Annotated in this window: 18 protein-coding genes; 8 read left to right on the top strand and 10 right to left on the bottom strand. The window is 63.0% G+C overall.

Translation table 11 applies throughout. From position 1 onward, the window contains the following. Positions 1–67: 67 nt before the first annotated feature. From CFK21_RS05705 to CFK21_RS05680, 6 genes are all read right to left on the bottom strand, one after another. Positions 68–3,283, bottom strand: coding sequence for an efflux RND transporter permease subunit (locus CFK21_RS05705; RefSeq protein ID WP_096365607.1), 3,216 nt, complete (start codon positions 3,281–3,283; stop codon positions 68–70). Then, positions 3,280–4,308: an efflux RND transporter periplasmic adaptor subunit gene (locus CFK21_RS05700; RefSeq protein ID WP_231971569.1), complete on the bottom strand. Its 1,029-nt coding sequence runs from the start codon at positions 4,306–4,308 to the stop codon at positions 3,280–3,282. Before CFK21_RS05700 ends, CFK21_RS05705 begins: the two co-directional genes overlap by 4 nt. Positions 4,309–4,513: 205 nt before the next feature. Next, positions 4,514–5,692 carry a methyl-accepting chemotaxis protein gene (locus CFK21_RS05695; protein WP_096365603.1) on the bottom strand — a complete coding sequence of 393 codons (1,179 nt, stop codon included), beginning with the start codon at positions 5,690–5,692 and terminating at the stop codon, positions 4,514–4,516. Between the two features lie 183 nt (positions 5,693–5,875). Beyond that, positions 5,876–6,640 (bottom strand): methyl-accepting chemotaxis protein, encoded by a 765-nt coding sequence (locus CFK21_RS15580; RefSeq protein WP_255534312.1) that lies wholly within the window; start codon positions 6,638–6,640, stop codon positions 5,876–5,878. Between the two features lie 551 nt (positions 6,641–7,191). Then, positions 7,192–8,103, bottom strand: a complete 912-nt coding sequence (locus tag CFK21_RS05685) for a hypothetical protein (RefSeq protein ID WP_096365599.1) — start codon at positions 8,101–8,103, stop codon at positions 7,192–7,194. A 174-nt stretch (positions 8,104–8,277) separates the two neighbouring features. Further along, positions 8,278–9,720, bottom strand: a complete 1,443-nt coding sequence (locus CFK21_RS05680; RefSeq protein ID WP_096365597.1) for an OmpP1/FadL family transporter — start codon at positions 9,718–9,720, stop codon at positions 8,278–8,280. Positions 9,721–9,987: 267 nt separating this feature from the next. Here CFK21_RS05680 and CFK21_RS05675 point away from each other — a divergent pair, with 267 nt between their 5' ends. Further along, positions 9,988–11,379, top strand: coding sequence for an OmpP1/FadL family transporter (locus tag CFK21_RS05675; protein ID WP_096365595.1), 1,392 nt, complete (start codon positions 9,988–9,990; stop codon positions 11,377–11,379). A gap of 174 nt (positions 11,380–11,553) precedes the next feature. Here CFK21_RS05675 and CFK21_RS05670 read toward each other — a convergent pair whose 3' ends face one another. Next, positions 11,554–11,784, bottom strand: a complete 231-nt coding sequence (locus tag CFK21_RS05670; RefSeq protein ID WP_096365593.1) for a sulfurtransferase TusA family protein — start codon at positions 11,782–11,784, stop codon at positions 11,554–11,556. Between the two features lie 211 nt (positions 11,785–11,995). Next, positions 11,996–12,349, bottom strand: coding sequence for a rhodanese-like domain-containing protein (locus CFK21_RS05665; protein WP_096365591.1), 354 nt, complete (start codon positions 12,347–12,349; stop codon positions 11,996–11,998). 158 nt (positions 12,350–12,507) lie between these two features. On the opposite strand from CFK21_RS05665, the gene CFK21_RS05660 reads away from it, so the two are divergent. The 7 genes from CFK21_RS05660 (at position 12,508) to CFK21_RS05630 (ending at position 19,825) form a co-directional block, all read left to right on the top strand. Then, positions 12,508–13,950: a M48 family metalloprotease gene (locus CFK21_RS05660; protein ID WP_096365589.1), complete on the top strand. Its 1,443-nt coding sequence runs from the start codon at positions 12,508–12,510 to the stop codon at positions 13,948–13,950. A 373-nt stretch (positions 13,951–14,323) separates the two neighbouring features. Continuing rightward, entirely contained in the window at positions 14,324–14,698 is a 375-nt protein-coding gene (soxX, locus tag CFK21_RS05655; RefSeq protein WP_172844258.1) for a sulfur oxidation c-type cytochrome SoxX, read from the top strand. Between the two features lie 38 nt (positions 14,699–14,736). Continuing rightward, positions 14,737–15,201: a thiosulfate oxidation carrier protein SoxY gene (soxY, locus tag CFK21_RS05650; RefSeq protein WP_369801248.1), complete on the top strand. Its 465-nt coding sequence runs from the start codon at positions 14,737–14,739 to the stop codon at positions 15,199–15,201. A 49-nt stretch (positions 15,202–15,250) separates the two neighbouring features. Beyond that, on the top strand, positions 15,251–15,565 hold the full coding sequence (gene soxZ / locus CFK21_RS05645; RefSeq protein WP_096365583.1) for a thiosulfate oxidation carrier complex protein SoxZ: 315 nt from the start codon (positions 15,251–15,253) through the stop codon (positions 15,563–15,565). A gap of 59 nt (positions 15,566–15,624) precedes the next feature. Then, positions 15,625–16,461, top strand: a complete 837-nt coding sequence (gene soxA, locus CFK21_RS05640; protein ID WP_096365582.1) for a sulfur oxidation c-type cytochrome SoxA — start codon at positions 15,625–15,627, stop codon at positions 16,459–16,461. Between the two features lie 206 nt (positions 16,462–16,667). After that, a complete protein-coding gene (gene soxB / locus CFK21_RS05635; RefSeq protein ID WP_096365581.1) occupies positions 16,668–18,431 on the top strand; it encodes a thiosulfohydrolase SoxB in 1,764 nt (587 codons plus the stop codon). Between the two features lie 296 nt (positions 18,432–18,727). After that, on the top strand, positions 18,728–19,825 hold the full coding sequence (locus tag CFK21_RS05630; protein WP_157745401.1) for an MBL fold metallo-hydrolase: 1,098 nt from the start codon (positions 18,728–18,730) through the stop codon (positions 19,823–19,825). 252 nt (positions 19,826–20,077) lie between these two features. On the opposite strand, the gene CFK21_RS05625 is transcribed toward CFK21_RS05630, so the two are convergent. Together CFK21_RS05625 and CFK21_RS05620 are read right to left on the bottom strand one after the other, a co-directional pair. Then, positions 20,078–20,590: a hypothetical protein gene (locus CFK21_RS05625; RefSeq protein ID WP_096365579.1), complete on the bottom strand. Its 513-nt coding sequence runs from the start codon at positions 20,588–20,590 to the stop codon at positions 20,078–20,080. Beyond that, the gene (locus tag CFK21_RS05620; RefSeq protein WP_197703008.1) at positions 20,590–22,656 is read right to left on the bottom strand and encodes a TonB-dependent receptor; all 2,067 of its coding nucleotides are present in this window, start codon (positions 22,654–22,656) and stop codon (positions 20,590–20,592) included. The genes CFK21_RS05625 and CFK21_RS05620 overlap by 1 nt, the downstream gene beginning before the upstream one ends. Positions 22,657–22,712 lie beyond the last annotated feature (56 nt).

Genomic DNA, 22,712 nt, shown 5'->3' with positions numbered 1-22,712 from the left:
TTTTCAGGCGGGTGCCAATCCTAGCAGCAAACGAGAGAATATAAAATATATTAATGTGGCTATCCGCTCAGGGCGCGGCATGGCGGCGCCAGCGGGCGGCATAGTAGAGCACGGGGATCACCACCAGGGTCAACAGAGTGGAGACAAACACGCCGAATATCAGCGAGATAGCCAGGCCGCTGAAGATGGGGTCGTCGAGGATGAAAAAGGCCCCCAGCATCGCCGCCAGACCGGTCAGGACGATGGGCTTGGCCCGCACTGCTCCCGAGCGCAGTACCGCCTCTTCGAAGGCCACCCCGCGCCCGACCTCGTGGTTGATGAAATCCACCAGCAGGATGGAATTGCGCACGATGATGCCCGCCAGCGCGATCATACCGATCATGGAGGTGGCGGTGAAGGGCGCGCCCAGCAGGGCGTGGCCCGGCATCACCCCGATCACGGTCAGCGGGATCGGCGCCATGATGATCAGCGGCACCAGGTAGGAGCGGAACTGGGCCACGATCAGCAGGTAGATCAGCAGCAGCCCGACCGAATAGGCGATGCCCATATCGCGGAAGGTCTCGTAGGTGATCTGCCACTCGCCATCCCACTTCAGGCTGTATCTATAAGGATTCTCCGGCTGGTCGATGAAATGCTGCTCGATCGGCTCGGGCCGGCCCAGGGTGTTGTCCTGCAACTGGCCGACGATGTCGAACATGCCGTACAGCGGACTGTCCACGCCGCCGGCCACATCAGCGGTGACATAGACCACCGGCAGCAGATCCTTGTGCTGGATGGCGCGCTCGCGCAGCCCCTCGCGCACCTCGACGATGTCGGCCAGACGCACGCTGCGCCCCCCCTCGCCGATCAGCTCCATGGCCAGCAGCCGTTCCAGCCGGTCCTTGTCCTGCACCGGCAGTTCCAGCCGCACCGGAACCGGATACTTGTCGTGTCCGGTGTGCAGGTAGGTGACGTCCTCGCCCGACAGCGCGGCGGTCATGGCCTGTACCACGCCGGACTGCGCCAGGCCGAAGCGCGCCGCCCGGCTGCGGTCGACGGCCACATAGAACTGGGGGGCGGCGGCCTCGACGCTGTCGTCGATATCGACCACATGCGGCGTGTCGGCGAAGACCTGCTTCAGTTCGCCGGCCAGTTCGATCTGGCCTGCATAGCTCAGGCCATAGATCTCGGCTACCAGCGGCGACAGCACCGGCGGTCCGGCCGGCATCTCCACCACCTTGACACTGCCCTGGTAGCGCTCGGCGATGGCCGCGAGCATGGGGCGCACCGCCAGGGCAATGTCGTGGCTCTTGCGGCTGCGCTCGGCCTTGTCCCGGAGATTGACCTGAATATCGCCCTGGTGCGCTTCGCTGCGCAGATAATACTGACGCACCAGACCATTGAAATTGATGGGCGAAGCGGTGCCGGCATAGATCTGGTAGTCGGTGACCTCGGGCACCTGTGAGAGCGCCGCACCCATCTCGTCCAGCACCCGGGTGGTCTGCTCCAGTGTGGTACCCTCCGGCATGTCCAGCACGACCTGGAACTCGGACTTGTTGTCGAAGGGCAGCATCTTCAGTACCACCCACTGGTTCACCGCCATGGCCAGCGACAGCACGATCAGCACCAGGGTGATGATGCCCAGCAGCAGGCGCTTCATGCGGCCCTGACGACCGCGCAGGAAGGGGCCGACGAATCGACTGAAGAAGGCGTACAACCCGGCCGGCACGCCTTCGCCGCCCTCGCCCGCGCCATGGCTGCCGACCAGCTTGTAGCCCAGCCAGGGCGTGACCACGAAGGCCACGGCCAGCGAGATCAGCATGCCGATGCTGGCATTGATCGGGATCGGGCTCATGTAGGGCCCCATCAGGCCGGTGACAAAGGCCATGGGCAGCAGTGCGGCGATGACGGTCAGGGTGGCGAGGATGGTCGGACCGCCCACCTCGTCCACCGCCAGCGGGATGGCCTCCTTGAGCGAGCGTCCGCCCATGCTCATGTGGCGGTGGATGTTCTCCACCACCACGATGGCGTCGTCGACCAGGATGCCGATGGAGAAGATCAGCGCAAACAACGAGACCCGGTTCAGGGTGAAGCCCCAGGCCCAGGAGGCGAACAGGGTGATGGCCAGGGTGATGATCACGGCCAGGCCGACAATCACCGCTTCGCGCCAGCCGAGCGCGATCAGCACCAGGCCGACCACCAGCGCAGTGGCGAAGGCCAGCTTCTTGATCAGGGTCTGCGCCTTGTCGTTGGCGGTCTTGCCGTAGTCGCGGGTGAAGGTCACCTCGATATCATCCGGGATGAAGGTGCCGCGCAGTTGCTCGAAGCGCTGGATCACGGCGTTGGCGATATCCACCGCATTGGTGCCCGGCTTCTTGCCGATGGCCAGGGTCACGGCGGGGAATTCGCCTGCGGCCTCGATGCCCTTGTCCGCGGCCGCGACGCCGGTGCCGAAACGCACGTACTGCTCCGGCTGATCCGGCCCGTAGCGCACCTCGGCCACGTCGCGCAGGTATACCGGCTGGCCTTGGTGCATGCCGACCACCAATTCGGCGACCTGCTCGGGGTGGCTGAGAAAATCGCCGGCCCGGACCGGGATCTCGCGGTTGCCACCGACCAGCATGCCGCTGTCGCTGGAATGATTGGCCGCGGTCAGGGCACGGCGCAGCTGAGCGACATCGATGTCATAACCGGCCAGCTTCGGCAGGTCCAGCAGCACATGCACCACCCGGTCGGCGCCGCCGATGGTGGCGATCTCGCGGGTGCCGGGCACCCGCTTGAGTTCGGCCTCCAGGGCATGCGCCACCCGCTGCAGCTCGTAGGCGCCGCGGTTGCGATTCTTCGTCCACAGGGTCGCGGTGACGATGGGGACATCGTCGATGCCCTTGGGCTTGATGATGGGCTGCAGGGTGCCGAGATTCGGCGGCAGCCAGTCCTGATTGGAGAAGATGGCGTTGTACAGGCGCACGATAGCCTGGGTGCGTTCCTCGCCGACCTCGTACTCGACCGTCAGCACCGCCTGGTTGGGGCGGGAGACGGAATAGATGTGCTTGACCCCCTCGATCTCGGACAGCACCTGCTCGGCCGGGGTGGTGACCAGCTGCTCGACCTCGCGCGCGGTCGCCCCGGGAAAGGGAATGAAGACATTGGCGAAGGTGACATTGATCTGGGGCTCTTCCTCGCGCGGCGTGACCAGCACCGCCAGCACCCCGAGCAGGAAGCCCAGCAGGGCCAGCAGGGGGGTGATCTGGGTATCGAGAAAGGTCCGGGCAACCCGTCCGGAGAAGCCGAGCCGTTCGCTCACTGGCCCGCCTCCGTCTGGCGACGCTTGAGTTCGACCACGGCCTGGACCGGATCGGTGATCACCCGTTCCCCCTCGCTGAGCCCGGCACTGATGCCGATACGATCGCCCTCGTAGGGATGCCCGGTGCGGATCTGGCGCAGACTGATACGGTCCTGCCTGTCCAGCACATAGACGCCGGTCAGTTCACTGCGGTGGACCACCGCCGCAGCGGGGATGGTCAGCAGTTCCTGCTCCCCGACCACGAAGCCGACCTTGACCAGCATGCCGGGGTAGAGGCCGTAGCCGTTGGCCGAAGGCAGGTCGACACGCACCCGGAAACCATGGCTGGCACCGTCGGCGTAGGGATAGACCGTGATACTGTCGCTGGCGACCTGCTCGCTTTCCTCCAGCCCCCATCGGATCTGCGCCTGCGCGAGCGCCCGCACCTCATGCACATAACGCTGCGGCACGCTGACCAGCGCGCGCAGCTGCTCCAGCGAGATGCCGGTCATCAGGGGCATGCCCTGGCTGGCCATCTCGCCGACCTCGGCATGGCGTTCGACCACGATGCCGTCATAGGGCGCGCGGATGCGGGTATAGCCGACTTGTTCCTGCGCCGCCTCCAGCGCGGCGCGCGCACTTTCCAGCCGGGCCCGGGCCGAATTGAACTCGGAGGTCGCGCGGTCCATCGCGGCCTTGGCGACCAGCTTGCGGGCGTAGATCTCCTTGATGCGATTGTATTCGTCACGGGCCTCGGAAAATCGGGCCCGGGCCTCCTCCACGGCTGCCTCGGCCTGGCGCAGGCGGGCCTGCTGCTCGGTATCGCGCAGTTCCACGATGACGGCGCCGCGCTCGACATAGTCGTCGACATCGAAATGGATCGCCGTGATGCGCCCGCTGGTCTCGGCCGACACCGTCGCCTGGTGCACCGCCTCGATCGCACCGTCGAACCACTGCCGGTAGGGGACTGTGCTGCGCTCCACCGGCGCGGTGGGCAATTGCGCCAGCGCTGCCTGTGCGAATACGCCCAGAGCCAGTATGAACATTACTCTCATTCGCTGCTTCTCCATCACCCACCAGGTAGGTTGGGTTAGGTGCGTAGTACCGTAACCCAACATGCCGCTACTTGTCGGGTTACGCTGCGCTAACCCGACCTACATGTATCACTAATTTACCTGTGTGTCCTGAAAACGACAAACCCGCCTTAAGGCGGGTCGTCGGAGAATCGTACCGGGTTTGACGTGGATCAGTTCACATCCGGAAGCGCCCCATCAGACCCTGCAGGGTGGCGGACAGCCGCGCCAGTTCCTCGGAGGCCGAGGCCGTCTGCTGGGCCCCGGCGGCCGTCTTGTCGGCCACATCCCGGATATTACCCACATTGGCGTTGATCTCGCCGGCCACCGCGCTCTGTTCCTCGGCGGCACTGGCGATCTGGGTATTCATGTCATTGATCTGGGAAACGGCCGCGGCAATGCCACCCAGCGACTCGGCCGCCTTCTCCACCTGCTCGGCACTCTCACGGGCCATGTTCTGAGCTTCCTGCATGACCTTCACCGCATCGGTCGCCCCCACCTGCAGACGCTCGATCATCTCCTGGATTTCCTGGGTGGACTGCTGGGTACGGCTGGCCAGGTGGCGCACCTCGTCGGCCACCACGGCGAAACCCCGTCCCTGCTCGCCGGCGCGTGCGGCCTCGATGGCGGCATTGAGCGCCAGCAGATTGGTCTGCTCGGCAATGCCGCGGATCACGTCCAGCACCATGCCGATGTTCTCGGATTCGGTCTCCAGCTTGTGGATCACGCCGCCGGCGCGCTCCATTTCGTTGACCAGGTTGTCGATCCCGCCCAGGGCCTCGGTGGCCACGAGGGCGCCGCCCTTGGCATCGGCATCGGCCTGCTGGGCGTGCTGGGCCGCATTGGCCGCGTTCTGGGCCACATCACCCACGGTGGTGGTCATCTCGTTCATGGCCGAGGCCACATGTTCGATTTCGGACTGCTGCTGCTGCACACCACGGCTGGCCTCATCGGTCACGGCCGACATCTCCTCGGCCGCCGAGGCGAGTTGGGCGGTCGCGCCGCTGATCTCACCGATCACGCTGCGCAGGTTGTCCGCCATCTGATTGAAGCTGGTAATGATCTCGCCGATCAGATCATGACTTTCCATGGTGCAGGTGTGCGAGACATCGTTCTGGGCAATGGCATTGGCCACTTCGGAGATGCGCCGCAGCTTGCTGAGCAGGATGGTATTGACCAGCCAGTAGTTCACCACCCCCAGTACCACACCGGCCGTCAGGCAGCCGGCCACGAACCAGGTGAACATGCCGTCCTTCCAGTCCACGAAGAACTGGGCGAAGACCGGGAAGGCAGCCCCCATGAGGATGCCGAAGCCTACGCAGGCGATGAGCAGATTACGCAAAATGCTCGGTTTCATAACGTACCATCCATCAATCGTCTCTGAATCCAGGTCATTATCCCCGGCGGCATTGCAGAAGTTCCGCCGCAGGGACCCCCCTCTTCCACCCTGAACGTCCTACCCACGGAATAATTAGCAACATCCAGGCCATTTTCAGGCGCCCGCTTCACTTGCGGGTCGATTCCCAGCCCGGCGGCCGACTCAAAGCGCGGTCTGGATCTGCTCAATCTGTCCGATCACCGCCTGCAGTTCGCTTTCGACCAGCTGGGCATTGTCGGCCTGGTTCTGGTTATTGCGCACCACCTCGCGAATGGACTGCACTGCGACGCTCTGCTGCTCCGCGGCACTGGCGATGGTGGTATTCATGCCATCGATGGTCTGGACATAACCGCCGATCTCGGCCAGCGACATGGTGGCGTTTTCCAGCATCTCCTCCACCACGCCGGCCTGACTGGTGCCCTCGCCCATGACCTTGACGGCTTCATTGGCGCGGCCCTGCAGGGCCTCGATCATGTCCTGGATTTCCTGGGTGGAGGACTGGGTGCGGCTGGCCAGGTGACGCACCTCGTCGGCCACCACGGCAAAACCCCGCCCCTGCTCGCCGGCCCTTGCCGCCTCGATTGCCGCATTGAGGGCCAGCAGGTTGGTCTGTTCGGCGATGCCGCGGATCACGTCGAGCACCGCACCGATGTTCACGCTCTCCTGGCTCAGGCGTTCCACCGCCTCGCCGGCCTTGCCGATCTGATCGGTCAGGCTGGACATGGAACCCAGCGCATTGGTCATGGTGACCTTGCCGGTCTCGGATTCGTTCAGGGCCTGATGCGTGGACTCGGCCGCCGAGGCGGCATTGCGGGCGATCTCATCGACGGCCTGCACCAGTTCGTCGACCGCCACGCTGGCCTCGTGCTGGCCGCTGTCATTGCCGCAACTGCTGACCGTCGTGATCAAGCCCTGCAGCTGCCCCATGGCGCCCTGCAGGCTCGCCGCCACATGTTCCAGCGCAGCTTCACGTTCGGCGATCCGGGCATCGACCCGGTTGAAGGCCTCGACCATGGCGGCATCACGCTGCATGGCCGGGCTCAGCCGGGCCGCCTCGCCGCCGGCCAGGGCCGCCAGCGCCTGTCCCCAGGCCTGATCACGCCGCCTGCCGGCGCGCAGCACCAGCAGCGGCGGCAGAGCGGCCAGCGCCCCGATCGCCAGGTACCAGCCGCCGGAACCGCCGAGCGCGAGTGCATCCAGCACCCCTGCCACCATCAGCACCCCGGCGGGGAGCCAGACTGCGGCACCTTTCAACTTCTCTATCCAGGTCTTGACCATGACCGTTGCGTCCCTCTTGATTGATTCCCCCTCATTCACGTCGGGCCTGTCCCGCTCGACGCGTTACCCCTGTAGCGTCCCGGCGCTTTAAAACTTTACCCGGGAAAAGTCAATGGCAAGTCCCCCAATACGGGACACGGACACAAAAAAAGCCCCGCTGTCGCGGGGCTTTCGAGCTGAATCCGGCTCCGGATACCGGCCTATTCGTTCACGGCATCCTTCAGGGCCTTCTCGATGGCCGCCGGGCTGGGCATCAGTTTCATGAAGCTGTTGGAGCCCATCATCTTCAGATCCGGGAAATGCACCGCCATGCGGAAGCGCATGTGCAGCGCGACGACCTTGTTGCCCGTAATCATGATCTCGTAGGGCAGATAGGCGGAGTTCTTCAGTTCGCCGAAGTCGACCACCGACATCTGGAAGGCGTCATCCATGTACTTGTCGCCGTCCTCTCCGGCCGCCATGGAGACGCCGATAATGGTGACATCCTTGCCGGGCATGTCGATGCGATACAGCGGCTCGACGCCGTCATCCTTCTGCAGATTCTTCTCCACGGCAGCCACGGCGGCCCGGTGGGAACTGTGCTCGGCGAGTTCATACACATCCGGGAAATATTCCATGCCGAAGGTGTAGTGGTACTTGCGCAGCTTGCGCTCGCTCAGGCCGTCTTCCGAGCCGAACTCCTGAATCCGACCCAGCGCCTGCGCCAGCGCCTCGGAGGTATTGGAGAAATCGCTGCGCAGGCGGTAGGCGTGGGCCATGTACACGGGGTTGACGTAGGACACCTGCAGTTCGTTGCCGACCTTGACCACAGCAGCGCGCTGCGCCATGGCGAAACCACCGTACTCGGTCAACACAGCCACGCTCTTGATGGCATCGCTGGTAAATATGATGACATGCGAATCCTCGAATGGCACATAGTCACCGACGACCTCGAAGCCGGCGTCACGCAGCGATTCCTTGACCTCGGCGACCTTCTCCTCCATGTCGCCCGGTCCACGTTCGGCCAGCACGAAGGGCTTGAACTTGTCCGCCGCCTGCACACTGGCGGCAAACGGCAGCAGGGCGCAGACCGCAATCAGCAGCCCCTGCTTCAGATAGTTGAACATTCTCATTATTGCCTCCTGTCCCTCATTCCCAAGGTGGTTGTCTGCCTTGTCGGCAGACTGTTGTAAAACGTTAGTTATTTAGCCCTTAACAGGACCTGAACGCAACAGGGGCCATGTCACCATGGCCCCTGTGCCGGCGTGTTCCCTACGCCATCCCTCTCCTGTTTCGATCCGGCTGGCTCAGAACTTCATGCCGTAGCTGATCTCGAGGGCGTTCTGGTACATGCCGATCTCGGTGTCATAGCTGAAGCCGGCAAAGCCGCCGGTGCCGGCGAACCTGTAGTCCTGATCGGTATTGAGGGCGTGCATGTAGCTGACCGACAATTCCTGATAGCGGCTCGGATGGTAGGTAAAGCCGGCCGTGACATGGGTCTGGACCACGCCGGGCGCCAGAATATTGAACAGGTTCTGGTCGTCGTCGATCGGGTTCTCGCCGTAGTTGATGCCGCCGCGGAAGGTCCACTTCTCGTTGTAGCGGTGGTTCACGCCGACCTTGATCACGGTGATGTCATCCCAGCCGAAGCCCCAGCCGTCGTCATCGCCCAGGCGACCGGCACCGGCGTAAGCGCCCGTCTGAAGCACCTGGCTCAGCGCCCCGAAGAACTCGTCAGCGGTCGGGCCGTCATTGGCAATGGAATCCACATCGCCGTACATGATGTGCTGCACGTCCACGGCAATGGTGGTCTTGTCGGTGGGCGAGAAGGCCAGGCCGACGCCGAACTGGGCCGGGACGTCGAAATCGCCCTGCTCGGCGAACAGGCCTTCATAGTCGCTGAACTTCTGCATGTAGATCTTGGACGAGGCCTGGGCACCCAGGGTCAGGCTGTCGCTGATCTTGCCGGTCCAGCCCACGCGCAGACCCGCGCCCCAGGCATCGTCGTCGCCGTTGTTGGTGACGCTGGTGGGATCGCTCGACAGGGGCTGGAACAGGCCCAGACCGTAGGCGCGGAAACGCTGGTAGCCGATCAGCAGCGAGCCGCCCACCGAGTGGTTTTCATTCAGCTTGGTCGAGACGGTGGGGGCGATGATGACCTGGGACAGGTTCACACCCAGCGAGGGATTGAGGTTGGGGTTCATGCCGATCCCCTGCAGCACGGCATCCGGCACCGTGCCGCCCATGCCCACGATCATGCCGGCGAAGCCCGAAGGCACACCGCCGCAGAAGGCCGAGCCGTTGCAGCCGATCGCCGGCGCAAATGCATCCGTGAACAGGTTGGAATTGTAACGGGTGTTCATGCCGCCGTTGGCAGTGATGCTCAGGCCCGCGGTGATGTTGCCCATATCCATGGCGAAGCCGGCATGCGGGATGGCGAACAGGGTCGCGCCGCTGTCGACCTTGCCGGTATCGGTACCGCCGATTGCGGTCGCGTCCAGCTGGGCCTCACGCTTGGGACTGAACAGTTCCACACCGAAATCCACCCGGTTGCCGACAAAGGACAGGCCGGAAGGGTTGGTGGCCGGGGCCAGGGAGTCTTGGGCGTAGGCGATGCCGGCACCGGCCATGCCGCGATTCTTGGTGCCGTAGCCGATCTTGAAGTAGCCGTTGGTGGCGTAGGCGGCCGGGGCGGCCAGCGCCGCGGCCACGGCGAAGCTGACGAGTGAAGCCTTGAACGTGCGTACCATTTTGATTCTCCCTCCTGGCGGAATCCAGATATGTTGTTTTCTCGCGACAAGCTATTGCGGCGATTGCAACAGAATGTCAAGCTAGGCCAAAATTGTCAAACAGGAATGAACTAAGCAAGGAACATGCCTGTTTAATCTGAAGATTCGTTTGTTGCAGAATCGCAACAAGTATTCGGACGAGGCAGGCGGCGCACTCAAGCAACCTATGCCGCTGTGCGAGTTCTGCACGGCTCAATGCCAGACCATGACACGGGAGAGAGAATCAAGATGAACCGGATCGCCAGAAAACCGTCTGCCACCCCGCTGATCGGCGCCATCCTGATGACAGGCGCCTGGAGTTCGGCCCAGGCCGCGGGCTTCGCCCTGATCGAGCAGAGTGCCAGCGGCCTGGGCAATGCCTATGCCGGCGCCGGCGCCAGTGCCGAGGATGCCTCGACGGTATTCTTCAACCCCGCCGGCCTGACCCGGCTGGAAGGGCGGCAGCTGGTGGTGGCCGGTCACATCGTGCGCCCCAGCACCGAGTTCTCCGGCACCGCCACGGACCCCCTGGGAAATCCGGTGGCCACAGGCGGCGATGGCGGCGATGCCGGTGGCGCGGCCCTGGTCCCGAACCTCTACTACGCCATGCCGCTGCGCGAGGACCTGGTGTTCGGTGTGGGCATCAACGCGCCCTTCGGCCTGGCCACCGAGTACGACGATGACTGGGTGGGCCGCTACCATGGCATCAAGTCCGAGGTCACTACGATCAACATCAATCCCAGCCTGGCCTGGCAGGCCACGCCGAAACTGTCTCTCGGTGCCGGCGTGAGCGCCCAGTACATCGAGGCCGAACTGACCCAGGCCATCGACCAGGGCAGCAGCTGCTATGGCGGCGTGATCCAGGCCAGCCTGGCCGGCGGCGCCAGCCAGGCGGCTGCCCTGGCCGCGGCCCAGGCCACCTGCGATCCGCTCGGCCTGACTCCGCAGGGGGCCGACGCCCTGGCCGAGGTCAAGGGCGATGACTGGAGCTTCGGCTTCAACCTCGGGCTTCTCTACGAGGTGCAGCCGGGCACCCGCATCGGCCTGGCCTACCGCTCCAAGGTCGAGCAGGACCTGCAGGGCGATGCCAGTTTCAACAATGCCCACCCCTTCTTCACCGGCCAGGACCTGTTCGTCCCGACCGATGTCAATGCCGGGGTGGATCTGCCGGAAAGCGTCTCGCTGAGCCTGTCGCACGAGCTCAACGACCGTTGGACCCTGCTGGCCGACTACACCTGGACCCGCTGGGAGCGTTTCGAGGAACTGCGCATCGAGTTCGATTCCAGCCAACCCGACTCGGTCACCCCGGAGAACTGGTCGAACAGCGATCGCTATTCGCTGGGCGTGAACTACCGGCACAGTTCCAGCCTGACCCTGCGCGCCGGCGTGGCCTTCGATGAGGAGCCCATCCCGGACGCCCAGACCCGCACCCCGCGCATCCCCGGCAATGACCGCCGCTGGCTGGCCGTGGGCGCCTCCTACAGCCCCAGCCGGACCATGCGGGTGGATGTCGGTTACGCCCATCTGTTCGTCAAGGATACGGACATCGACCATACCAGCAGCACGGCCGGCACCATCACCGGCGAGTATGACAGTTCGGTGGATATCCTCAGCGCCCAGCTGGTGTGGAACTTCCAATGAGCCGATCAGCGTAGGATGGGTGGAGGCGAGTAAGCGCCGCAACCCATCGTTCCGGACACCCGATGGGTTGCGCTACGCTCCACCCATCCTACGCCACCAACAAAAAAGCCCCGCTGATGCGGGGCTTTTTTTGCTGCCGTTGCCGGCAGAGAACGTGAACCGCTGTGAGCCGGCTCAGGCCTTCTTGATCAGGAAGTGGTACTTGCCGCCATCTTCCTTGGATTCCATCAGCTCGTTGCCGGTCTGCTTGGCAAAGGCCTCGAAATCCTTAACCGAACCCGGATCGGTGGCGATGATATGCAGAACCTTGCCGCTTCCCAGGCCAGCCAGCGCCTTCTTGGCACGCAGGATGGGCAGCGGGCAGTTCAGGCCGGATGCATCCAGTTCCTCGTCGAAATTTGCCATGTATGAGTACTCCTCTGAATTACACTCAAGTATAAACGAAGGTGAATCGGTAACGATCACGGTCAGCGCGAACTTCAGACTGACGGGTATCCAGCAATTTTGAAGTACGCACTTATACGGGATGATCCGTATAAACGCAAGTCCGGCCCGACGCCGCCGGCGCAGCGGACCAGGGAACTTAGCGGCACCCTAGCAGCCCGTCTGAAGCGGCTCAAGCATAGGCGGCCTGGCGCGTCGGCGGCGCCAGCGGCTGCCCTGTACGCACCCAGTCGATGATCCCGCCACGCAGATTGATCAGTTCTGCGCGGATGCCCTGGCGGGCGAGAAACTGGCAGGCCTGCGCCGAACGCGCCCCGCTGCGGCAGTAGAACACCAGGGTGCGGCGCTCATTGCGGAACTGGTCCAGTTGCAGCGGCAGCAGGTGCAGCGGCAGTGCCTCGCCGCCGGCGATCATGCCCTGGGCCATTTCCTCGGGCGAACGCACATCCAGCAGGCGCACGGATTCCCCCCGGGCCTCCAGCAGTTCGGCCAGGGACGCGGCATCGATCTCCTTGATTCCCAGCATGCGGATCAGACCTCCTCTATATATTAGTTAATAATGATATTCTGAATATATTGCCAACTCTGCCGGCAGGCCGCAAGCTGGTCGCCGTCCACTGCCGTGAACGCCTGTCCGTTTCCGGTGTCAGAGTAAGGGATACGATTCCCGGATCCATGACGTTGATGTTGCGAAATCTGCTCGGCCTGCCCCTGCTGGCCCTCACCACCGCGCTCACCCCTGCCCTGGCGGACGACCCCCTGCAGCTGCCCGAGATCGGCGATCCGGCCAGCCAGGTGGTCAGCCCGCAGAAGGAACAGGAACTGGGCGAGGCCTTCTATCGACGGCTGCGTCAGACGGTCCAGTTCGTCGACGATCCCGAGATCGTCAATTACCTGCGCAGCCTGGGCAACCGCCTGGCCGCGCACAGCAGTGAGCCGGGCCGGGCTTTCACCTTTTTCATTGTCAGGGAAAGCTCCATCAACGCCTTCGCTGCACCCGGCGGCTATATCGGAGCCCACAGCGGTCTGATCCTGGCCGCCCAGCGCGAAAGCGAACTGGCCGCGGTCATGGCCCATGAAATCGCTCACGTGACCCAGCGTCATCTCGCCCGTGCCTACGACAGCGCCAGCCGCATGAACCTGCCCACGGCGGCCGCCATCCTGGCCTCCATCCTGATCGCCACCCAGAACAGCGAGGCCGGCCAGGCCGCGCTGATGAGCGTGCAGGCCGGCAGTATCCAGCAACAGATCAACTTCACCCGCGGCAACGAGAAGGAGGCCGACCGCATCGGCATGCAGACCCTGCGCGACGCCGACTTCGACCCCGCCGGCATGCCCGGTTTCTTCGACCGGCTGCAGCAGCAGAGCCGCTACTACGGCACTCCGCCGCCGTTTCTCAGCACCCATCCCGTCACCAGCGACCGCATTGCCGACGCCATGGCCCGCATTGACCAGATGGGGCGCAGCGCGGTGGAGGAGTCACTCAACTTCTACCTCATCCGCGCCAAGCTGCGGGCGGCAACGCTGGAGCCGGGCGCGGCGGTCGATTACTTCAGCGACATCGGCAGCGACCGCCTCCCGCCGGCCGCCCGTGATTACGGCCTGGCCCAGGCCTATATCCTGGCCGGCCAGGCGGACAAGGCGATACCGCTGCTGCGCGCCCTGCACGAGGCCGATCCCGACCGTATCGCCTACCGGATTGCGCTGGCGCAGGCCCACAGCCGCGAAGGCCAGACCCGTCGCGCGCTCGACACCTACCAGGCTGCCATTACGCTGTACCCGGGCAATCCTGTCATCAGTCATTACTATGCCGAGGCGCTGGTGCATGCCGGGGAGCACCAGCCGGCCTACGACCTGCTCAACCGGCAGGTGCGTCAGCACCCGGACGCAACCGACCCCGAACTGTACCGGCTGCTGGCCAAGGCCGCCAGCGGCCTGGACCGCCCGGCCGAGGCCTACGAGGCCATGGGCGAGTACTATTACCGCAACGGTCAGACCCACGCCGCCATCGAGCAGTACGAACTGGCCCTGCAGCAGAAACCGCAGGACTTCTACTCCAGTTCGCGGCTCGAGGCCCGGCTGGCCCGGCTCAAGCGCGAAGCCCTCGCCGAGCGGGAACAGGAATGACCCTGTCACGTTCAGGCCGCATTCAGGCGGCAGCAGCCAGAATCGTATTCACGGGACGAAAGGTGTGGAATATTTCTCTGTGCCGTCTCGTCCTAAGGGGTACGCAGGCGCACGCATACGCAAGTGATGACCCGGACCGCCGGTGATGAAACAGGTTGTTTCATACCGCGACACGAGACTGCAGGAGGATGGTCCGTGCCAGGCGACATCCGATTGACGCGATTGACGACAGCGGCTTTGACTCTGTATTTTCATGAGTCTATATTCGATTGTCGGAGCATCGAATCATCCCCAACCCAGGGGCTTGGTTATGCTGGCACCCTGACGTTACATGACATCAACACACAACACCCACACCACTGAGGAGGCACAGATGCGGCAAGGCAAAAGCATCATAACGTCCGCCGCTTCCGTTGCGATCTTGCTCGGAAGTATGTCACTGGCACCGATCGGAAGCGCATCCGCCGAGGAGGCTTCTGTCATCGAACAAGGCAAGCAGATTGCCTTTGACCGCAAGAAGGGCAATTGTCTTGCCTGCCACCAGATCGAAGGCGGCGATCTCGCCGGCAACATCGGCCCGCCCCTGATTGCCATGAAGGCGCGGTTCCCCGACAAGTCCAAGCTGCGCGCCCAGATCTGGGATTCCACCAAGATGAACCCCAACTCGATGATGCCTCCCTTCGGACGCCATGACATCCTGTCCGAGGACGAGATCGACAAGGTGGTTGAATTCATCTACACGCTTTAACAGGATACAGTCCAGTTAGGAGAAACGTCGTGACGAACATGAAACGCAGAACCCTACTCAAAGGCTCACTGGCAGCAGGCGCCGTGGGCATTGCCGTCGGCAGCGGACTGCTCGCACCGCGCACAGTCCTGGCCGCCTGGCCCAAGGATGCCTTCAAGGCCACCTCAGTGGACGATGCCCTTAACGCGCTGGTAGGCCAGAGCCAGCTCGAAGGCAGCGACAAGATCGAGATCAAGGCTCCCGACATCGCCGAGAACGGCGCCGTGGTGCCGATCTCCGTCGAAACATCGATTGACGGAGTCGAGAGCATCAGCATCATTGCGGAAAAGAACAATACTCCGCTGACTTCCGCTTATGTGATGAGTCCCCGCGCGGAAGGCTTCGTGGCCACCCGCATCAAGATGAGCGAGACCTCCAGCGTCATCGCCGTGGTCAAGGCCGGCGGCACCCTCCACAGCACCGGCAAGGAAGTCAAGGTCACCATCGGCGGCTGCGGCGGCTGATCAGCGACCCTACTCAGCGGATATTTCTTACGAAACGAGGTTTAGTACAATGGCAAACACGATCAAGATTCGCGCCAGGCTTTCCGGCGACACCACGACGGTGAAGGCCCTGATCAGCCACATTATGGAAACCGGTCTGCGCAAGGACAGCAAGACAGGCAAGACGATCCCTGCGCACTACATCCAGGAAGTCGTCTGCGAGCACAAGGGCGAAACCGTCATGACTGCGCAGTGGGGCCCCGCCATTTCCAAGAACCCTTACCTCTCCTTCCGGTTCAAGGGCGCCGAGAAAGGCGACACCCTGACCCTGCGCTGGGTTGACAACAAGGGTGAGAGCGACTCCATCGAAACCAAAATCGCATAATGATGACGGGACCGCGCCGCTGGTGCGGTCCCGGCTGATAACCGAAGGAGGCAGCATCAATGAGAAAAATCCTAGCAGCGGTTGCCGCAGCAGGCATGGTGGCGATGGTCCCCCAACCGGCCAGCGCCACTCCGCAGGAAGATCTGAAGGAATTCCGGACCTATTTTGAAAAGCGGTTCCCCGACGTCCCCATGAATGATTACGTCAACGGCGTTTATGCACTCGATGAGGCATCGCGGGAACAGTGGGAGGCCATCGAGGACTTCCCGCCCTACGAGATCGATATCTCCGCGGGCAAGGAGATGTTCAACACCCCGTTCAAGAACGGCAAGACCTACGCCAGCTGTTTCGAGAACGACGGCAAGGGCATCCGTCAGAACTATCCCTACTTCGACACCAAGAGCGGTGAGGTCGTCACCCTGGAAGGCGCCATCAACGCCTGCCGCGTGAAGAACGGCGAGGAACCGCTGGGCTGGAAAAAGGGCAAGATCGCCCAGATCTCCGCCTACATGGCCTATACCTCGCGTGGCAATGAGATCGACATCGAGATCCCCGATGACGAACGCGCCATGGAGGCCTACGAGCGCGGCAAGGCGCATTTCTATGCCAAGCGTGGCCAGCTCAACATGGCCTGCGCCGACTGCCACGTCTACAACGCCGGCAGGAACGTCCGTGCCGATCTGCTGAGCCCGGCCCTGGGCCATGTGACGCACTTCCCGGTGTACCGCTCCAAGTGGGGCGAGCTCGGCACCCTGCACCGTCGCTACGGCGGCTGCAACAAGCAGGTCCGCGCCAAGCCGTTCCCGGCACAGAGCGACGAGTACAAGGCCCTGGAGTACTTCCACACCTACATGAGCAATGGTCTGGAAGTCAATGGTCCCGGTGCCCGCAAGTAAGCTGATAACCTGATCAGCCAATCAGCCCGGTTTGGTTCGCCAAACCGGGTTTTTTGTTTAAAATTGAATCATCCTGATGGAATAACCCGTCGGCCGGGCACGTCCACTCTGGAACGCCCCCTGTAGCTGTAGAAACGGCGGGCTGCGACACCGTACCTGCCTCGCGCCGGTCTACCCTTTTCCACCTTGTACACTGGAGGTTATCGATGAGTCTGTCACGCCGCGAATTCCTGCAGATGCTGGCCATCGCCGGCATGTCGGGGATCCATCTGTCCGGCTGCGAATCCGGATCGTCCACCCAGAAGCAGCCCGGGGGCGTGAAACCGAACGCGGCATCCAGCGACCTGTACGACATCCCCGCCTTCGGCAATGTCTCGGTGATGCACTACACGGACTGCCACGCCCAGCTGCTGCCGATCTATTTCCGCGAACCCAGCATCAACCTCGGCATCGGTGACATGCGGGGGCGTCCGCCGCACCTGGTGGGCGAGAAATTCCTGGAGTACTACGGCATCAAGCCCGGGACCCCCGAGGCCCATGCCTTCACCTATCTGAACTTCGAGGAAGCCGCCCGCACCTTCGGCAAGGTCGGCGGCTTCGCTCACCTGTCCACCCTGGTCAAGCGCATCCGCGCCCAGCGCCCCGGCTCCCTGCTGCTCGACGGCGGCGACACCTGGCAGGGCTCGGCTACCTCGCTGTGGACCAACGCCCAGGACATGGTCGACGCCCAGCTGCTGCTCGGCGTGGACATCATGACCCCGCACTGGGAAATGACCTACGGCGCCGAGCGCGTCATGGAGATCATCGAGAACGATTTCCAGGGCAGAATCGAATTCCTCGCCCAGAACGTGGTGGACAACGACTGGGGCGACCCCATCTTCAAGCCCTACTCGATCCGCGAGATCAACGGCGTGCCGACCGCCATCATCGGCCAGGCCTTCCCCTACACCCCGATCGCCAACCCCGGCTACATGATCCCCGACTGGAGCTTCGGCATCCGCGACGAGCGCATGCAGCAGATGGTGGATCAGGCCCGCGGCGAGGGCGCCCAGGTGGTGATCGTGCTCTCCCACAACGGCGCCGACGTGGACATCAAGATGGCCTCGCAGGTGCGCGGTATCGACGCCATCATGGGCGGCCACACCCACGACGCCATGCCGCAGCCGCTGGTGGTCAGCAACAGCGGCGGCCAGACCCTGGTCACCAACGCCGGCTCCAACAGCAAGTTCCTCGGCGTGCTGGACCTGGATGTGAAGAACGGCAAGGTGCGCGACTTCAAGTATCACCTGCTGCCGGTCTTCTCCAACCTGCTGGAGGCCGACGCCGAGATGAGCGCCCATATCGAAGCGGTACGCGCGCCCTACAAGGACAAGCTGGCAGAGGAACTGGCCGTCACCGATACCACCCTGTACCGGCGCGGTAACTTCAACGGCACCTTCGACCAGCTGATCTGCGACGCCATGATCGAGGAGATGGGCGCGGAGATCGCCTTCTCGCCCGGCTTCCGCTGGGGCACCAGCCTGCTGCCCGGCCAGCCCATCACCTTTGAGGACCTGATGACGCAGACCGCGCTGACCTATCCCTCGACCACGCTCAACAACATGACCGGCGAGCGGATCAAGGTCATCCTGGAAGACGTGGCCGACAACATCTTCAACAAGGATCCCTACTATCAGCAGGGCGGCGACATGGTCCGCGTCGGCGGTCTGAAGTACAGCATCGACCCCACCGCCACCATCGGCAACCGCATCTCCGACATGGAGCTCAACGGCAAGCCGATCGATCCGGACAAGGAGTACGCGGTGGCCGGCTGGGCCAATGTCAGCGAGCCGCTGGACACCCGACCGATCTGGGACGTGGTGGCGACCTACCTGCGCAATCAGAAGACGGTCAGTGTCACCGAGCTGAACACGCCGAAACTGAAGAACGTGGCCGGCAACCCCGGACTGGCGAAGACCTTCCAGCAGTAAGCCGCAGGGCTTCTTCACGCACCGCAAACGGCCGCATCCGCGGCCGTTTTTTTATGTGCGGCAGTGACAGGCTGACATGCCCCTGCATGAAAAGCGGTTTTACGGCTGCTATCATCGGGGTCAGACAAGAATGGCACTTAGATAACCGTCATTGCGAGCGCAGCGTGGCAATCTCGTACTGCAGAATCAACCGGTTGGAGATTGCCACGTCACTTCGTTCCTCGCAATGACTGGCATGATTCGGGTTAACTAAGTGCCATTCGGGTCAGACAATGATTGTAAATGTGGAGATGGACATGCCCGGCTATCAGGTACTGGTGCGTTTGTCGCAGGCGCTGATTCTGAGCGGCGCACTCGCCGCTCCGGCCCTGGCCGAACCCGACGGCAGCCTGCAGAACCCCGGTTCTGCCGAGCGCCATCCCGACAACCGGCTGCCGCCCAATGCCATCGATACCGACACTCTGCCCCGCATCGTCATCGATGCTGACGCCCCGGACGACAGGCCCCTGCCCTATTACCAGCTGGCGCCCGACACCTATTTCCTCTATGGCAATATCGCTCAGGTCAACGAGCGCAACCGTGGCTTCAACGGCAACGCCGGCTTCGTGGTCACCACCGAAGGGGTAGTGGTCATCGACAGCCTGGGCACGCCGGAACTCGGCCATCGCCTGATCGCCACCATCCGCAGTGTCACCGACCGGCCGATCCGCTACCTCATCCTCACCCACAGCCATCCGGACCATGCCTACGGCGCCGCCGCCTTTCGCGAACTCGACGCTGAAGTCACTGTCATCGGCCATCCCGGCATCCTCGACTACCTCGGCACACCGGTGCTACAGGAATCGGCCGATTACCGCCGTGACATCCTGGGCGCGGACATGCGCGGCTTCGAGGGCGTTGCGCCCGATGTACTCATCGACCGACCCCGACTGGGCATTCCGTATTCACTCGAACTGGGAGATGAACGCTTCGATATCTACAATGCCGGCAAACACCACTCCTATGGTGATCTGGTGGTGCACCAGAGCGGAGAGGACATTCTGTGGATCTCGGATCTGGCCTTCAACCAGCGCACCACCTTCATGGGCGACGGCAACAGCATCCAGGCCCTCGAGGCGCAGGACTGGCTGCTGCAAACCTTCCCGCACGCCCGCCTGATGGTGCCTGGCCACGGCAGCGCCCAGACCCCGCCCTTCCCCATGGTCGAAAAGACCCGCGCCTACATTCAGCGCCTGCGTGACGAAATGGCCGCCGCCATCGACGACGGCCTCACCCTCAGCGAGGCGGTGGAGCAGTCGCATTTCACGGACTGGGCTGACGTACCCCTGTACGAGGAGAACCACAGGCGCAATGCCAATTTCGTCTATCTGGAAATGGAGATGGCGCTGTTCTGAGTCGCGTCTCAGGCGGTTTTCGCACAAATCGCCGCCAGCGTCGGCGTTCACAAGTCCACGGTCAGCCGGGAGATACGACGTAAGTCTGGCCTGAAGGGTTACCGGCCCAGGCAAACTCATGAACTGGCATTGAATCGCCGCCACACCAGGGCCGCATTGCGCACTACCAGCGAGGACCGGCGCTTGCTGGAGTGCCCGCTGCGCAAGGACTGAAGCCCCGAACAAATCAGCCTCCGGCTGGCCCATATGTGTTCAAGGCGAGGTCGGAGGAGGCATAACGGTATAGCCGGAATGGCAGGCGATGCACGTGTTCATCAGGTTGCTGAGTTGACGCAGGCTGTGCTCAGGGTCGCCCAGGGACTCGGCATCCAGGGCGATGGCATCCATTCCCTGGTGTACGGAAAAGCCCAGCTGCCTGAACTCCGCAGGCAGCTTGCGCAGTAGTCCCGCACGGATCTCCGGCGGGATGTTGCGAACCCCACCCATGCCCATGCGGCGTGCATGCTCGGCAACACGCTCCATGTCGCCATCGAGACCGGCCTCGGTGATGACCTGGACCGCGGCAAGAAGGTCGCGCATTTCGGCCAACACATAATCGCGCTCGGCGGGTTCGAGCAGCAGTCGCATCCGTCCGTCGCTCGAGGGGGTCTCTGCGACACGGCCTGGCAGCAACAGCAACGCCAGGACGCCCGCGAGCATGAGTGCCAGAATACCGGAGAGCAGTGGCCAGCCGAAACGTTGCACAAAGCTGCGATTGCCGTTCATCAGAAACTCCCTTTCCAGATGAGATGAAAGTTACGGCCCGGCTGCTTGATCTCATCTCCGGAAATGCCCTCGGTGAGATGCTCGTGATACCGCTTGTCATTGAGATTGGTCACCGCCAGACGCAGCGACTGCTCCCGCGCATATTCCCAGGTGACACCAACGTCCAGGGTGGTGAACCCGGGTGTGGGATCCTCGGTGGCGTTGCTGAAAGTGGTGGCGACCCGGTCCTGACGGCGCACCAGGCGCAAAACGGCATCGGCCGTCCAGCCGGCGTACAAGCGGCCATTCCAACCGAGCGAGACTTCGTCGGCCGGCATCTGGTACAGGGGCTCGTCGAGATCATCGTTTTCACCGCGCAGACGCGAGTAGCCCAGGGACAGCCAGTGGCCCGGCAGTGCCTGCCAGTGCAGTTCGGCCTCCAGCCCGGTGATAGTGACGCTGCCCAGATTGACCGTACGTTTTACGGGCCGGCCGCTCATGATCTGGTTGGTGGGCTGTCCGGTGATGTAATCATTGATGCGGTTATAGTAGGCGGAGAGATTATAGCTGAGAGCCCCATCAGCACCCTTGACGCCGATCTCGACCTGGTGGGCGATTTCCGGTTCGATACGCGGGTTGCCGACATGGAAAAATCCATCGCCCCGGGGAGAGGACTCGAAGCGTTCACGCATATCCCCGGCACGGAAGCCGCGCGACAGACTGGCATAGGGGCGCAGCAGTGGTGAAACGCGGTAGCTCGCGCCCAGGTTGCCGGAGATGGCACTGTCGCGACTGTCCAGGCCTGTGGTCACCCGCGGGTTACCCACCGCCGAGGCATCGCCTTCCACCTGATCGTAACGCAGGCCAGCGAGGACATTCAGATCACCGAACAGCATGTCATCCTGCACATAAAAGCCCAGCGCTTCAATGCGCCCATCCTGAAAGGGATCATTGCGTGCAAAGGGGAAGTCGGGTGGATTGGTCATGTCGCGCAGATCACGCTCCGGCGAGGCCTCCATGCGCCAGGCGTTTGCTCCGACGGAGATCAGGTGCGCCGGGTGAGCCAGCCAGTCTGCCCGCACATCCAGCCCATCGCTATCAAAGCTGACTTCGGTCTCGGCGAGGTTGAAGTCCTGCGGCTCGACAAAGGAGAAGATCCGGCGCTGCAACTCCTGCCGGTAGAGCCGTAAATCCAAATTTAGCGGTCGCTCACCCTCCCCCTCGAAACCATAGCCCACCTCGACCAGCCGCCGGCGGGTCTGAGGAGAATGGATGACCGACTGGTCGATCAGCGGATGCGGGTGTGGCTTGCTAGAACCGGGGAACCAGATATCCCGGTCTTCCTGCTGCTGCAGCGAGAAACGCAATTGCTGGGCTTCGTCCAGGCGGTAACGATACTGGCCGATATAGGCATCGGAGTCATAGCCGGTACGCGGGACCCTGCCCCCGGGGGAGTCGTAATCATCGATGCGTGCCAGCGAGACGCCCAGCATTACGGCATGATGGTCCTGAGAAGCATTCATCACGCCGGTACCTCGCAGTCCCTGATTAGCGCTTTCATAGGCGGCGCTGGCAGCGAAGTCATGGCCGGGCAGGAAGCGGGCCTGAGGCAGCAGCACATTGATGGCCTCGCCCAGCGCCCCCGTACCATAGAGCACCGAGGCCGGGCCCTTGACCACTTCTACACGCTCGGCCAGATCAAGTGACATGAACGAGGCGATCGCCCCGGCCGGTTGCGCTGAATTCAGCCGCATGCCGTCGACCAGCAGAACCACACTTTCCTTTTTCAGACCGCGGATGACCGGATTCTGACCGTGAGCGCTGTCGGAGGTGGCCGCCAGGCCTGGCCGGCCACGCACGGCTTCACCCAGGTTATCGGGATTGCGGCGCCGAATTTCCTCCCGATCGATGATCATGATAGACGCAGGGGTGTCGAGCACGCCGGATTCATAACCCTTGGCGGTAACAGACACCGCATCCAACGCGATGGGTCCCTCCTCAGCCAGCACCGGGGCTATCATCAAGGCAACAAAGGGAAACATCGACAGAATACTGCCCAGGGTTTCGATGCCAGAACGCTTGCACACAGGACAATCTCTCTTTGCTGAAGAATGATGATATTGTTATACGAATTATTATTATT

The organism is Thiohalobacter thiocyanaticus (assembly GCF_002356355.1).
Lineage (GTDB): Bacteria > Pseudomonadota > Gammaproteobacteria > Thiohalobacterales > Thiohalobacteraceae > Thiohalobacter > Thiohalobacter thiocyanaticus_A.
Note: the sequence above shows the minus strand (reverse complement) of the source record. Positions and strands in the feature narration are given on the sequence as shown.

What these genes read in the sequence shown, in the direction of transcription:
- CFK21_RS05700 (WP_231971569.1), bottom strand. Translation starts at nt 4,308, where the DNA reads ATGTTCATACTGGCTCTGGGCGTATTCGCACAGGCAGCGCTGGCGCAA.
- CFK21_RS05695 (WP_096365603.1), bottom strand. Translation starts at nt 5,692, where the DNA reads ATGAAACCGAGCATTTTGCGTAATCTGCTCATCGCCTGCGTAGGCTTC.
- CFK21_RS15580 (WP_255534312.1), bottom strand. Translation starts at nt 6,640, where the DNA reads ATGGGGCAGCTGCAGGGCTTGATCACGACGGTCAGCAGTTGCGGCAAT.
- CFK21_RS05685 (WP_096365599.1), bottom strand. Translation starts at nt 8,103, where the DNA reads ATGAGAATGTTCAACTATCTGAAGCAGGGGCTGCTGATTGCGGTCTGC.
- CFK21_RS05680 (WP_096365597.1), bottom strand. Translation starts at nt 9,720, where the DNA reads ATGGTACGCACGTTCAAGGCTTCACTCGTCAGCTTCGCCGTGGCCGCG.
- CFK21_RS05675 (WP_096365595.1), top strand. Translation starts at nt 9,988, where the DNA reads ATGAACCGGATCGCCAGAAAACCGTCTGCCACCCCGCTGATCGGCGCC.
- CFK21_RS05670 (WP_096365593.1), bottom strand. Translation starts at nt 11,784, where the DNA reads ATGGCAAATTTCGACGAGGAACTGGATGCATCCGGCCTGAACTGCCCG.
- CFK21_RS05665 (WP_096365591.1), bottom strand. Translation starts at nt 12,349, where the DNA reads ATGCTGGGAATCAAGGAGATCGATGCCGCGTCCCTGGCCGAACTGCTG.
- CFK21_RS05660 (WP_096365589.1), top strand. Translation starts at nt 12,508, where the DNA reads ATGTTGCGAAATCTGCTCGGCCTGCCCCTGCTGGCCCTCACCACCGCG.
- soxX (WP_172844258.1), top strand. Translation starts at nt 14,324, where the DNA reads ATGCGGCAAGGCAAAAGCATCATAACGTCCGCCGCTTCCGTTGCGATC.
- soxY (WP_369801248.1), top strand. Translation starts at nt 14,737, where the DNA reads ATGAAACGCAGAACCCTACTCAAAGGCTCACTGGCAGCAGGCGCCGTG.
- soxZ (WP_096365583.1), top strand. Translation starts at nt 15,251, where the DNA reads ATGGCAAACACGATCAAGATTCGCGCCAGGCTTTCCGGCGACACCACG.
- soxA (WP_096365582.1), top strand. Translation starts at nt 15,625, where the DNA reads ATGAGAAAAATCCTAGCAGCGGTTGCCGCAGCAGGCATGGTGGCGATG.
- soxB (WP_096365581.1), top strand. Translation starts at nt 16,668, where the DNA reads ATGAGTCTGTCACGCCGCGAATTCCTGCAGATGCTGGCCATCGCCGGC.
- CFK21_RS05630 (WP_157745401.1), top strand. Translation starts at nt 18,728, where the DNA reads ATGCCCGGCTATCAGGTACTGGTGCGTTTGTCGCAGGCGCTGATTCTG.
- CFK21_RS05625 (WP_096365579.1), bottom strand. Translation starts at nt 20,590, where the DNA reads ATGAACGGCAATCGCAGCTTTGTGCAACGTTTCGGCTGGCCACTGCTC.